14 protein-coding genes are annotated in these 12686 nt (G+C 61.5%); 8 read left to right on the top strand and 6 right to left on the bottom strand.

The window, feature by feature from the left end; genetic code table 11:
• The first annotated feature begins 55 nt into the window (after window positions 1-55).
• Window positions 56-1555, top strand: a complete 1500-nt coding sequence (locus tag J8C06_RS07955) for a magnesium chelatase (protein WP_211428182.1) — start codon at window positions 56-58, stop codon at window positions 1553-1555.
• A gap of 5 nt (window positions 1556-1560) precedes the next feature.
• Here the strand turns inward: J8C06_RS07955 and pxpB are convergent, their stop codons facing one another.
• The 3 genes from pxpB to J8C06_RS07940 are packed head-to-tail and all read right to left on the bottom strand — an operon-like array spanning window position 1561 to window position 3332.
• Window positions 1561-2277 (bottom strand): 5-oxoprolinase subunit PxpB, encoded by a 717-nt coding sequence (gene pxpB, locus J8C06_RS07950; protein WP_211428181.1) that lies wholly within the window; start codon window positions 2275-2277, stop codon window positions 1561-1563.
• Entirely contained in the window at window positions 2274-3044 is a 771-nt protein-coding gene (locus J8C06_RS07945) for a LamB/YcsF family protein (protein ID WP_211428180.1), read from the bottom strand. Before J8C06_RS07945 ends, pxpB begins: the two co-directional genes overlap by 4 nt.
• A gap of 6 nt (window positions 3045-3050) precedes the next feature.
• Entirely contained in the window at window positions 3051-3332 is a 282-nt protein-coding gene (locus tag J8C06_RS07940) for a hypothetical protein (protein WP_211428179.1), read from the bottom strand.
• A gap of 105 nt (window positions 3333-3437) precedes the next feature.
• Between J8C06_RS07940 and rfaE2 the strand changes: the two genes are divergently transcribed.
• Window positions 3438-3914 carry a D-glycero-beta-D-manno-heptose 1-phosphate adenylyltransferase gene (rfaE2, locus tag J8C06_RS07935; RefSeq protein ID WP_211428178.1) on the top strand — a complete coding sequence of 159 codons (477 nt, stop codon included), beginning with the start codon at window positions 3438-3440 and terminating at the stop codon, window positions 3912-3914.
• Between the two features lie 15 nt (window positions 3915-3929).
• On the opposite strand, the gene J8C06_RS07930 is transcribed toward rfaE2, so the two are convergent.
• Window positions 3930-5216 carry a cation:proton antiporter gene (locus J8C06_RS07930; protein WP_211428177.1) on the bottom strand — a complete coding sequence of 429 codons (1287 nt, stop codon included), beginning with the start codon at window positions 5214-5216 and terminating at the stop codon, window positions 3930-3932.
• 237 nt (window positions 5217-5453) lie between these two features.
• On the opposite strand from J8C06_RS07930, the gene J8C06_RS07925 reads away from it, so the two are divergent.
• The 3 genes from J8C06_RS07925 to J8C06_RS07915 all read left to right on the top strand — a co-directional run bounded on the left by J8C06_RS07925 (window position 5454) and on the right by J8C06_RS07915 (window position 6784).
• Complete coding sequence (locus tag J8C06_RS07925; RefSeq protein ID WP_211428176.1) at window positions 5454-5897, top strand: YkvA family protein; 444 nt, start codon at window positions 5454-5456, stop codon at window positions 5895-5897.
• A gap of 192 nt (window positions 5898-6089) precedes the next feature.
• Window positions 6090-6374, top strand: a complete 285-nt coding sequence (locus tag J8C06_RS07920; RefSeq protein ID WP_211428175.1) for a hypothetical protein — start codon at window positions 6090-6092, stop codon at window positions 6372-6374.
• A 14-nt stretch (window positions 6375-6388) separates the two neighbouring features.
• Complete coding sequence (locus J8C06_RS07915; protein WP_211428174.1) at window positions 6389-6784, top strand: hypothetical protein; 396 nt, start codon at window positions 6389-6391, stop codon at window positions 6782-6784.
• A gap of 69 nt (window positions 6785-6853) precedes the next feature.
• Here J8C06_RS07915 and cobU read toward each other — a convergent pair whose 3' ends face one another.
• Window positions 6854-7399, bottom strand: a complete 546-nt coding sequence (gene cobU / locus J8C06_RS07910) for a bifunctional adenosylcobinamide kinase/adenosylcobinamide-phosphate guanylyltransferase (RefSeq protein WP_211428173.1) — start codon at window positions 7397-7399, stop codon at window positions 6854-6856.
• A gap of 5 nt (window positions 7400-7404) precedes the next feature.
• Window positions 7405-9075, bottom strand: coding sequence for a urocanate hydratase (hutU, locus tag J8C06_RS07905; protein WP_211428172.1), 1671 nt, complete (start codon window positions 9073-9075; stop codon window positions 7405-7407).
• Between the two features lie 145 nt (window positions 9076-9220).
• Here hutU and hutI point away from each other — a divergent pair, with 145 nt between their 5' ends.
• From hutI to hutF, 3 genes are read left to right on the top strand one after another with little or no spacing between them, the layout of a single operon-like run.
• Entirely contained in the window at window positions 9221-10459 is a 1239-nt protein-coding gene (gene hutI, locus J8C06_RS07900; RefSeq protein ID WP_211428171.1) for an imidazolonepropionase, read from the top strand.
• Window positions 10428-11237, top strand: a complete 810-nt coding sequence (gene hutG, locus J8C06_RS07895) for an N-formylglutamate deformylase (protein ID WP_211428170.1) — start codon at window positions 10428-10430, stop codon at window positions 11235-11237. The genes hutI and hutG overlap by 32 nt, the downstream gene beginning before the upstream one ends.
• The gene (gene hutF, locus J8C06_RS07890) at window positions 11234-12673 is read left to right on the top strand and encodes a formimidoylglutamate deiminase (protein WP_211428169.1); all 1440 of its coding nucleotides are present in this window, start codon (window positions 11234-11236) and stop codon (window positions 12671-12673) included. The genes hutG and hutF overlap by 4 nt, the downstream gene beginning before the upstream one ends.
• Window positions 12674-12686 lie beyond the last annotated feature (13 nt).

Here is a 12686-nt window from a genome sequence, read left to right as displayed (position 1 = left end):
CCCCCAGCCTACCGCTCTCCCCCAAGGCGTATTTCCTCCAGGCTTTTTTCAAACTATGGCTTTGCCTACGACCTTCGGCGAACTCAAGAATAGTCCGTGGGGTGACTCGGCCCGCCACGGACGCTCGGTCAAGGATGAAATGCGGGACAACCTCGTCACCAAGCTTGAACGTGGCGAGAAGGTCTTTCCGGGTATCGTGGGCTATGAAGACTCAGTTGAGCCACATTTGATCAATGCCATTTTGTCGCGCCACAACCTGATTTTGCTGGGCCGGCGTGGGCAAGCCAAGAGTCGCATTCTACGCTCACTGACGAACCTGCTCGATGAGGTCATGCCGGTCATTGCCGGCTCCGAAATCAACGACAACCCGTTTGCGCCCATCAGCGCCTATGGGCAGCGGGTGATGGCTGAAAAAGGGGACGCCACGCCAATCGCCTGGCGGACGCGCCAGGAACGCTATGTCGAGAAGCTGGCCACGCCAGATGTGACCATTGCCGACATCATTGGGGATATTGACCCAATCAAGGCTGCCAAGAGCGGTAACCTGCTCAGTGATGAAACCACGATGCACTTTGGGCTGCTGCCCCGGGCCAATCGCGGCATTTTTGCCATCAATGAACTGCCCGACCTGGCCGGTAAAATCCAGGTTGGGCTGTTCAACATCATGCAGGAAGGCGATGTGCAGATTAAGGGCTTCCCGGTGCGGCTCAAGCTCGATGTGGCGCTCGTGTTTTCGGCCAATCCCGAAGACTACACGGCGCGCGGCAAAATCATCACGCCGCTCAAGGACCGGATCGGTTCGGAGATTCTGACGCACTACCCGCAAACCGTCGAGGAAGGCGTGCAAATCACAGCCCAGGAAGCCTGGACTGACCGACCAGCCCGCGCCCCGATCCACGTTCCAAAGTTCATCAAAGAAGTCGTGGAAACCATTGCCTTCGTGGCGCGCGAGGACCAGCGCATTGACCGCCGGTCGGGTGTCAGTCAGCGGTTGCCGATTTCGCTACTTGAAAACGTCGTGAGCAGCGCCGAGCGCCGCGCGCTCCGTCATCGGGAACCCATCATCGTCCCGCGGATTTCTGATATTTACGCTTCGCTGCCGGCCATCACGGGTAAGATTGAACTGGAATACGAGGGCGAACAGGTTGGCGCGGAGCGGATTGCCCGTGAACTCATCCGCGCAGCTTGTGGGCGCGTCTATGACAGCTATCTGGCGGTGGCCGAAACCGGACGCATCGTCGAGTGGTTCAACCAGGGACGTAGCCTGAAGATTTCCGAGGCGGATTCGTCCGCGTCAGTGTTGGAAAAAATGCGTGCCATTCGGACGCTCCTCGAAGTTGCCGAAATGGGTGGTTACGCCGAAGGAAACACGCCATCTCACTTGGTCGCGGCCGCCGAACTCATTCTGGAAGGTCTTCATGCGCAGCGCAAAGTCAGCCGTTCGGAAGAGCGAGGTTATGGCAAAGTCGCGCCGTCCGACCGCCGACGTGGCCGGCGCGGTGATGACGAAGACGATCTCGGCAACTGGGGCGGCGGCTTTGGAAGCCTCAACTGACATCGTCACTGGGTCTGCGTGGTTGCGTCCAGCCACGCTTCGTAGGTGATAGGCACAAACCGGACTTCATCGCCGGGTTGCAGGCGCGCCGGTGGGTTGGCTTGCGGGTCAAACATCGGCACCGGCGTTCGTCCGATGAGTTGCCAGCCGCCGGGGGATACCGTCGGATACACACCGGTCTGCCGGCCGGCAATGCCGACGCTGCCGGCCGGAACCTGCGCGCGCGGTGTTGGATGGCGCGGCACGGCAATCCGTTCATCCACCAGCCCAAGGTAGGCAAAGCCCGGCAAAAACCCAAGCATGAAGACGCGATAGGTAGGGGTGCTGTGATAGGCAATCACCTCCGCGACCGACAGCCCACACCGCTGCGCGACGAGGGGTAAGTCGGAGGCACACCGCAGGTCGTAGCAAACCGGAATCTCGATCTCCCGATGCGCTTCAACCGACTCGGTCCATGGGGCGTGCGACAACCCTTCAACGTAGTTGACAACCGCGGCCTGGGCTGTCGGAAACCGTGGGTAAGCGCGCGCGACAACTTCCGGGTCGTAAAACACACTCAACGAGGCATAAGCCGGGATGGATTCCAGAAAACCGGCAAAAGGCCGGGCAAGCAGGGCTTGCTCAAGCCGGCGTACCTGCTCGTAACAGCCAAGGTCAATGGCCTGCCCGAATTCAATGGTCAGCGCATCATCAGCAATCGGGAAGATGCGCGGATTGCTCATGGCGCGGCAGCGTATGGTGGGGCGATGCTGACGCCGTCGGCTTCGAGTGCCTGACGAATGGCTTGCGCGAACGCCAGCGCCTGCGGTCCGTCGCCATGGAGACAAAGTGTCGTGGCACGGACGGAAACCAGACTCCCATCCCCGGCAACAACCTGCTGCTGATGGACAATGCGCCGCACCTGAGCGACGGCTTCATCCGTAGTCGTGATTAGCGCATCCGGCTGCGACCGTGGAACGAGCGTGCCATCTGGGCCATACCGCCGGTCGGCAAAGGCCTCGCCGGCCGTGCGCAGGCCGGCCGCTGTGCCTTCGGTCATCAGGCAACTTCCGGCCAGCCCGTACAAAACGAGTCGGTCGTCAATCCGCCGGACGGCATCAGCGATGGCGGCGGCAACGGCAGCATCGCGCGCAGCGCGGTTGTAGAGCGCCCCGTGGGGCTTGACGTGGTGAAGCCGTCCGCCAAGAGCTTCGCACATGCCTTTGACGGCTGCCACTTGATACAGCACGCAGTCGAAGACTTCGTCTGGGGTCAGCGCCATGTCGCGCCGGCCGAAGCCGAGCAAATCAGGGTAACTTGGGTGCGCGCCAATCGCTACGTTGTGAGCCAGTGCCTGGACAATACCTTTCCGCAGGGTGTGCGGGTCGCCGGCGTGGAAGCCACAGGCCAAGTTGACGGCAGAGACATAGCGAAGCAGGGCTTCGTCGTGCCCCATGGTCCATGCACCAAAGCTTTCGCCCAGGTCGGCATTGAGGTCAATGGTCGCCATGCTGCCCTATCGCGCTGAGAAGTTTTGCTGCCAGTCGTTGGATTGCGGCTTGTCTTTTTTCTTGTCGTCTTTTCGTTCGTCTTCTTTGGGCTTCTTGTCAATGAAGCGGGGTTCTTTCTTTTTGTCATCAGATGGCTTGTCTTTTTTTTCATCCTTGTTTTGGATGGCGTAGGCGATTCGGTCTGTCGCCGCCGCATCAGTGTCCCCCTTGGCAAGCAACAGAGCGGGCATGGGTGAGACCCCGGAAAGCCAACCGGCCAGAACCAACAACCAGACAGTACCGCGCATAAGAAACGCCATGAGTCCCTCAACTCGCAAGGCTACGCTGAACTTGATGCATCCCCACGCAGCTCTGGTTGCACAATCATGCTGAGTTTTGGTGAAGTGCGAAACATGGAATCGAATCGGAAGCTGTGTTCTCTATCAGAAGCGACGGCGCGCGTCACGGACTGGCGGCGCGCCGGGAAGCGGATTGTGCTGGCCAATGGGTGCTTTGACTTGCTACATGTTGGTCACGTTCGCTACTTGCAGGCGGCGCGAGCCTGTGGCGACGCGCTCATCGTTGGTGTCAACGATGATGCGGCCGTCCGGGAACTCAAGGGTCCAAATCGCCCTGTCACCCCCGCCGCCGAGCGGGCTGAAATCCTCGCCGCGCTGGCCTGTGTGGATGCCGTCGTGATTTTCCCTGAACTGACAGTCGAAAACCTGCTGCAAACCCTCCGCCCAGACGTTCACGCCAAAGGCACGGACTACACACCGGAGACCGTTCCTGAGCGCGATATTGTTCGCGCCTACGGTGGCGAGGTCGCCATCGTAGGCGACCCCAAAGCGCATGCCACGAGCGCACTGCTCGACCGGCTCCGCCAGTGACGGTTGGCGTGGAACTCAGGCCGTTTCCCCCGCTGGGGCTGCGTCCGCGTCGTCGGTTGAGCTGCCTTGCGCTGCCACGAAATAGGCAACGAGCGGCCCAACCGTCAGCCCCTGAACCAGGATCGAGAACACAACCACCACGTAAGTCGCCGCGACAATCACGTCGCGCGCCGGCGATGGCGGGAGCGCCAGGGCAAGGGCAATTGAAATGCCGCCCCGCAAGCCACTCCAGGTCAGAATGCGAATCGTTCCCGGCGGAAGCCACTGCTTGAACCGCAAGGTCGTGATCGTCAGTCCGACGCCGGCGGCGCGTCCGACGAGCGACGCCACGATGGCCAGCAGTCCAATCACGAAGTAAGTCGGCTGAAGCGCGATGACGATCAGTTCCAAGCCAATGAGGAAAAAGAGCACGGCGTTGAGAATCTCGTCAACCAGTTCCCAAAAAACATCGAGCCGCAGGCGCGTTTCGTCCGACATGGCCTTGATCCGTCCACGGTTGCCGATAAAGAGTCCGGCGATGACGACGGCAATCGGCGCCGACAGATGCAGGGCTTCGGCGAGCGCGTACGTGCCGGTGACGAGCGCCAAAGTGATGAGCACCTCAACTTGGTAGGCATCTACGGTTTTGAGCATGAAGTAGGCCGCCCAAGCGGTGATGAAGCCGAGCAGTGCGCCCCCAAGTGCTTCCTGCGCAAAGAGCTTGGCAACCCCAACGGCGCTCAGTGACGCCGGCTCCAGGTACACCCCAAGCAGTGTCAGAAAGACCACCACGCCAACGCCGTCGTTGAAAAGTGACTCGCCGGCAATTTTGGTTTCGAGCTGCTTCGGCGCGCCGACCTTCTTGACGATGCCCAGGACGGCGATCGGATCGGTTGGCGCAATCAGCGCTCCGAAGAGCAGGGACTCCAAGTAGGTGAGCGACAACCCCAGAACATTGGCTGAGTAGTAAAAGAGCGTCCCAGTCACGAGTGTGGACAGCACGACGCCAATGGTTGAGAGGATCCCAACCGGATACTTCGCCAGCCGGAGGTCTTCGACATGGACGTGCATGGCTCCGGCAAACAGCAGGAAGCCCAGCATGCCGTGCAACAGTACGTCGCCAAAATCAATCGAACTCACAAACTGCGCGAAGGCCCGCAGTGGGACGAGTCCCATTTCACCGAGCGCAAGCAGTGCGAACGAAATGACCAGCGAAATCGCCATCAGCCCGATCGTCGTCGGTAAGCGAATCCACCGAATGTTGACATACGCGGCCAACGCCGCCAGCGTCAGCAAGATAGCAATCGTGTGGTAGGCAGACATGGCAAACACCGGGGAAAAAAGGTTGTTTATTTTGGCTTGGTTGGGCTTTTGTGGGCTGTGTTGAAAACCACACGGTCACGAGATGCGTATTGTTTCAAGCCGTGCCAAAATCACGGTTGGGATTGGCTCGGTGCCGGAAACGGCCCAATCCCCCACCACAAGCAATGAGGAATCTTCCGCCAAGAGGTGATGCCTGTGACGAATCGAGTGCGTTCTCAACCAAGCAGATTGGAGACAATGAACGGTCATGCCGAACTTGATGTTCACGTCGGCGAGTCGGCAGCGTCACATCCTTCTCCCAGTCGGCTGCGTCGCCTGATGCGTGAAGCCCTCCGCTTTTTGCCAAACTTGCTCAAGCTCGCCTATCGCCTGGCGCGTGACCCCCGCGTGCCACAGGTAGATAAGATTGTTTTGGCGGCGACCATTGCCTATGTCATCACCCCGTTGGATGTTCTGCCTGACTTCATCCCCTTCTTTGGGCAGATCGATGATAGCTACCTGCTTGCCGTCGCGTTGTTGCGTCTGTTGAGCCGGACACCGAATGAGGCGCTTGCCGAACACTGGGAAGGCCCCGGTGACATCCGCCGGGTGCTCAACCGAGTCATTGTGTTGACGACCTTTTTCTTGCCCAAGCGGGTGCAGCGGGTGGTGGTTGGACAGGTCGAGCCGCTGACTAGGTGAGACGGCGAGACCGGGAGACGAGGAGACGAAGCGCGAAATATCCGGTCACCCGGTCGCCCTTTCTCCCGGTCACCCGGTCCCAACTTCCCCGGTCACCTTGTCGCCAATGACGATTTTGTTCATTGACGCTGGTCGTCTTGTTTAGTACGTTCATATTGAAAGTCGTTTTCATTTTCTTTGAGGCGTACTGACATGACTTCACCATCTGCGTTGAGCATCCGCATCTATGTGACGGATTGGGGCGATGTCCGCATTGAAACACCGCACTGGCGACAAACGCTCCCGCCTTCGGAGTTTGTGCGGCGGTTGTACGCGGCTGTGCCAACCCGCCGACCGCCGACCGGCGGTTCGCATCCCTGGGAAGGCGCTACGTCGCCTGTAGCGCGAAACCAAATCCAACCGCTCGGTCAAGCCCAATCGCGGTCCTCACGCAAGGACAGCGTTGCAACGGTCATTCCTGCGCGTCTCACGCACTGAAAGGTTTTTAGCTCATGACGACCCTGGATCGTTTGACGAGTGCCGCCCTGGCCTGTTCGCATCAGCGGGCTTTTGTCGGTGGCGTTGTGCAGCATCCCCAGACGGGGAAGTTTCAGCTCTGGTTCCTGCCAACCGGCTGTGACATCAAGCCCTTGCGGGCTTATGCCTCACAGGCGCAGGCCACCGCAAGCTACCAGACCTTGCGGCGGGCGTTTTCGAGCGGCAACCCAACCCGGCTGGAAGAAGCCTTTGCCGTCATGTCAGAAACCGGTGAAAACCCGACGCCGTTTCCGGTGGATTTCCTCGACCGCTTGCGAACCGGTGTCCGGCAGGCACTGGCAGCCCGCGGCATGATGGTACAGACGCCTGTCCCGGCCGTTCAGGGTGGGGAACATGGAGTTGTCGAGTAGGCGGCTGATATGGGGAGCCACCGGGGCAGTACGACTTTTCCAGCGTCGAAAGGCTGGTTGAGTAGATCGTCACTTGATCCGCCATGGGAGTCCGGCAACGACGAAATACACTTCGGTTGCGGCTGCCGCTACGGTTTGGTTGACGTTGCCAAGCAGGTCGCGGTAGCGCCGCGCCAAGGCATTGTCGGGCACGATCCCCAGGCCGACTTCATTCGACACGACGATCACCGTCTGGTGCCGGCGTGAAAACGTTTGCAGGAAAGCCGCCAGGGTCGTCTCAATCGCCTTGAGGCAATCGGCTTCGGCGTCCGGCATGGTCATGAGCCAATTGGAGACCAGCAAGGTGAGGCAGTCCACCAGCACGACGCCCGCGTCGGCGGCCTGGGCATAGGCTGCCGCCAGCGCCCGTGGTTCTTCGATTGTCCGCCAAGTTGCCGGACGTTCTTCCCGATGGCGGACAATCCGCGCCTGCATGTCTTCATCGAGGGCTTCCGCCGTGGCAATGAAACACACGCTGGAGCCGGTCTGCTCGGCTTTCGATTGGGCGAGTTTTTGCGCTAGGTGACTCTTTCCGGCGCGCGCGCCACCCAGAATGAACACGAGTTCGCGTGTCATGAAGCCTACCTGTCGAGCATGGGCAGTTGTAAGTTTTGTTCGCGGGCGCAGGCCACGGCCTCTGGGTAGCCGGCATCCACATGCCGCATGACACCAGTGGCCGGGTCGTTCCACAGCACCCGTTCCAGTCGGCGGTCAGCGTCGGCCGTCCCGTCGCACACAATCACCATGCCGGCGTGCTGGGAATAGCCCATGCCAACCCCGCCGCCATGATGGAGTGAAACCCAGGTTGCGCCGCTTGCCGTGTTGAGCAACGCATTGAGCAGGGGCCAGTCAGAAACAGCGTCCGAGCCATCCAGCATCCCCTCCGTCTCACGGTTGGGGGAGGCCACCGAGCCGGCGTCTAGGTGGTCGCGTCCGATGACGATCGGCGCGCTGACTTCACCACGGCGCACCATGTCGTTGAAAAGCAGCCCGGCTCGATGGCGCTCTCCCAGGCCAAGCCAGCAAATCCGTGCCGGAAGCCCCTGAAAGGCAATGCGTTGCTGTGCCATCGTCAGCCAGCGGTGCAGGTGGTCGTTGTCGGGAAACAGTTCCATGAGGCGTTCATCGGTGCGGCGGATGTCGTCCGGGTCGCCTGACAACGCCACCCAGCGAAACGGTCCTTTGCCGCGACAGAACAGGGGACGAATGTAGGCCGGCACGAATCCCGGAATCGAAAACGCATCCGTCACGCCTTCATCAAACGCGACTTGGCGAAGGTTATTGCCGTAGTCCACGACCTTTGCGCCCATCGCTTGCAAATCCAGCAGGGCGCGGACATGACGCGCGCAGCTTTCAGCCGCTGCTTGACGTAACGCGCTGTGCTGCGCTGGGTCGCGCTGGGCATCCTGCCACTGCTCAACCGTCCAGCCCATCGGAAGGTAGCCGTAAACCAAGTCATGCGCTGCCGTTTGGTCAGTCACGATGTCCGGGCGCAGCCCCCCGGCCTGCGCGCGTTGTGCGATCAGCGGTAACAACTCAGCCGCATTGCCGAGCAAGCCGACCGAAACAGCCTTTCCTTCGGATGTGTAACGCGCAATGCGCGTCAATGCATCGTCGAGATTGGTAGCTTGTTCGTCGAGGTAACGGGTTCGCAATCGGGCATCAATGCGGCTTGGCTGGCACTCGATGACCAGCGCCGAGGCCCCGGCAAAAACCGCTGCCAGCGGTTGCGCGCCGCCCATGCCGCCTAACCCGGCCGTCAACACCCAGCGCCCGCGCAAGTCGCCGCCGTAGTGCTGGCGTCCCATTTCGGCAAAGGTCTCGTAGGTGCCCTGCACAATCCCCTGCGTCCCAATGTAAATCCACGAACCGGCGGTCATTTGCCCATACATCATCAGGCCGCGTCGGTCGAGTTCGGCGAAGTGTTCCCAGGTTGCCCACTTCGGAACGAGGTTCGAGTTGGCCAGCAGAACCCGTGGGGCGTCTGGGTGAGTCCGAAAGACGCCAACCGGCTTACCGGATTGCACCAGGAGGGTTTCATCCGCTTGCAAGGCACGCAAGGCACGGCAAATCGCGTCAAAGCAGTCCCAGTTGCGCGCAGCTTTTCCGAAGCCGCCATAGACGATGAGTTCTGCCGGGCGTTCGGCAACCTCCGGGTCGAGGTTATTGTGCAGCATGCGGTAGGCCGCTTCGATTTGCCAGTTGCGGCAAGTCAACGTTGCGCCGCGAGGCGCGCGAATCTCGTACGTCATGGAGTAAAGTCGTCGCTTGCAGAGATAACCTAAACGTGACGTTAGTTTGGCACTTCAAACGCCGTCAAGCCGGTGCCTTGTTGGCCGCAAGCTGCGCAACTAGGATGTCATCATCCGGGCTGATGATGGTCTATGACGTACCGATATGCTGACACTGTGGCGAAATGCGCGATTGGTCACGCTCACCGGCGAGTCGCCCTGGGGCTGGATTGAGCCGGGAGCCCTGGTCGTTGACGACGACCGTTTGCTATGGGTTGGTGACCTGCGCCGGCTTCCACGCCAGCTCCCAATCACGGCCGAACATGACCTCGATGGCATGCTGGTCACGCCGGGACTGGTGGATTGCCATACCCACCTGATCTATGCCGGCACACGCGCCGATGAGTTTGAAGCGCGTCTGCACGGCGCTACCTACGCTGACATTGCCCGCCACGGCGGGGGGATTCTATCCACGGTACGGGCGACCCGCGCCGCTTCTGACGACGACCTGCTCACCGCCGCCTGTCGCCGCGCCCGCGCGTTACTGGCCGAAGGTGTCACAACGCTGGAGGTCAAATCCGGCTATGGGTTGACCTACAACGATGAAGCCCGTTGCCTGCGCGTGGCGCGCCGGCTCGGCGAGACCTTGCCAATCACCGTCAGTGCCACGTACTTGGCGGCGCATGCGCTCCCACCGGAGTTTGCCGGCCGCGCGGATGACTACATTGCTGAAGTCTGCGCGTGGTTACCTGATTTGCAGTCGGCCGGACTCGTGGATGCCGTGGACGCTTTTTGCGAAACCATCGGTTTTTCTCCTGAGCAGACACGGCGTGTTTTTCAGACGGCGCGGCGACTTGGGTTACCGGTCAAGCTCCATGCCGAGCAGTTGAGCGATCAGTCGGGAGCGGCGCTGGCGGCAGAATTTGGCGCCCTGTCTTGTGATCATCTGGAGTACCTGAGCGCGTCGGGCATCCGCGCCATGGCGGCTGCGGGAACCGTTGCCGTCCTGTTGCCCGGCGCCTTTTATGTTCTCGGCGAAACCCGCCGCCCGCCGGTGGTCGCGCTGCGCGAGGCCGGCATCCCCATCGCCATTGCCACCGATCACAATCCCGGTTCGTCGCCTGTTCTCTCGCTCCTGGCGATGCTCAACTTGGCTTGTGTTCTCTTCAGACTGACCCCCGCAGAAGCCCTGCGCGGTGTCACCAAGTGCGCGGCGCAGGCGCTTGGTTTGTCAGATCGGGGTGTCTTGGCGGCGGGCAAGCGGGCTGATTTTGCCGTTTGGGCGCTCGACCATCCCCGTGAGCTAACCTACTGGTTGGGCGGCTGCCGACCGCGGCGCGTGGTCAGTGGCGGAAGGGAGGTGATTCGTGACGATGTCGGCCACGACACATGCCATGACCTATGACCTGGAGCCGGGAACGACCCCCTTGCTCATCAGCCTGCCGCACGTCGGCACGGATGTGCCACCGGAAATTGCTGCTGACTGGACTGAAGCCGCCCGTGCCTTGCCGGATACCGACTGGCGCTTGGAAACCATCTATGCCTTTGCGCGGGAGCTTGGCGCTGGCATCTTGCGCGCCAAGGTGTCCAGGTACGTCGTGGACCTCAACCGTCCACCCGATGACCAGCCGCTCTATCCCGGCGCGCGCACTACTGAACTCTGCCCAACCCGCATGTTCGACGGACAGCCCATCTACCAGGATGGACGAGCGCCCGATCGCGCTGAAGTTGCACGGCGTCGCGCTCAGTATTGGCAGCCTTACCATGACGCGCTCAGCCGGGAGCTAACGCGCCTGCAAGCGCGTTACGGTCAGGTCATCCTGTGGGAAGGGCATAGCATCAAGTCACGGCTTCCCTGGCTGTTCGACGGTCAACTCCCCGACTTGAACTTGGGCACAGCCGATGGCCAAAGCTGTTCCCCTGCGCTGCGTCAGGCGCTATGTGCCGTGTTGGAGGCGCAGACCGTCTTTACCTATGTGGTGGACGGCCGTTTCAAAGGCGGCTACATCACGCGCCACTATGGCCGACCCGACCAGGGATGGCAGGCCGTTCAGCTTGAAATGGGTTGGTCCTGCTACATGGACGAAGCGCCACCCTATGTCCCTGATGCGGCGCGGCTGGAGCGTCTGCTCCCCGTGCTTGAAGCCCTGCTCCGAGCAGCACTGGCCTGGAGGTCCGCATGACGGCTGACTTCCCGCTTGCCTCTGCGTTGTGGACGCCGTTGGCGTGGTTGCCGCATGGGTGGCGGCGTCAGGTTTTGCTTGTCATTGGCCCGGATGGTCGCTGGCGCCAGGTCGAACCCGATGTGTCGTCCCCGCCGGCTGAAGCGACTGTATTGACCGGAGCCGTGCTACCGGGACTGGTCAACGCCCACAGTCATGCCTTCCAGCGCGCCTTTGCCGGACTGGCAGAAACGACGACGGATGACCAGGATGATTTTTGGTCGTGGCGAACCCGGATGTATGCCCTGGCCGCGCGCCTGACACCGGAACATCTCCGAGCCATTGCGGCCCAACTGTACCTGGAGCTGCTGCGTGGGGGGTACACCCAAGTTTGCGAGTTTCACTATGTGCATCGAAATGAGCAGGGCGATCCGTACGACCGTCCACTGGCGATGATGGACGCCCTGGTGGGCGCGGCAGCCGAAGTCGGCATCGGCTTGACCTTACTCCCAACGGTCTATGAGCGGGCCGGCTTTGGGCAACCCGACCTCCTGCCCGAACAACGCCGTTTTTTGGCGTCGCCGGATATGATTTGGGAAATGGTCAAAACCCTGGAGCAAGACCGCCGCCCCGGCATCAACGTCGGTCTGGCGCTGCATTCCGTCCGCGCCGTGCGCCCGGAGAGTTTTCGCCATGTCTATCGGCTGGCCGAAGATTTCACCGGCCCGATTCATATCCACGTCGCCGAACAGGTTGGCGAGGTCGAGGCTTGTCTGCGGGCGACGGGGGCGCGGCCAGTCGCGTGGTTGGCGCGTGAACGCTGGCTCGATCCGCGCTGGCAACTCGTGCATGCCACGCATACTGAGGCCGACGAACAAGAGTCCGTTGCGCAAAGTGGCGCCGGCGTCGTGGTTTGCCCAACAACGGAAGCCAACCTAGGCGATGGTATTCCAGACTTGGCCGGATGGGTAACGCGGGGCGTGCCGTTGGCCGTTGGTTCGGATAGTCACGTCACCCGTGATTGGCGCGAAGAGTTGCGCTGGCTGGTCTATGGCACGCGATTGGTAACGCGGCGGCGGGGCGTGCCGGAGTTGTTGGCGCCGGCTGAAAAGCTCTTTGCCGGAGCCCAGACGGGAGGCGGCGATGCGGCCGGCGAGCCGGTCTGGGGATTGATGCCGGGCGCGCGGGCGGATGCGTTGGTGCTGGCGCCAAGCCTTCCGGGGATGGCCGGCGCGCCGGCAAGGCATCTGCTGGATGTGGTGGTGTTTTCAAGTCCAGGGCCAAGCTGGTCGGATGTTCTCGTCGCCGGCCGCTGGGTGATTCGGCATGGACGACATCCACGCCAGGGACGCATCGCGGCCCGTTTCGGTGACACGATGCAATCACTCTGGTCATCCGCCTGGCGCGTTGCGGACTCTGCCCCAGTGGACGTCGCGCCACATTGCGCGCCACATTGAAAGCGACGGCGAC

The sequence above is a fragment of the Chloracidobacterium validum genome (genome assembly GCF_018304825.1).
Classification (GTDB): domain Bacteria; phylum Acidobacteriota; class Blastocatellia; order Chloracidobacteriales; family Chloracidobacteriaceae; genus Chloracidobacterium; species Chloracidobacterium validum.
This window is presented reverse-complemented; position numbering and strand designations above follow the sequence as displayed.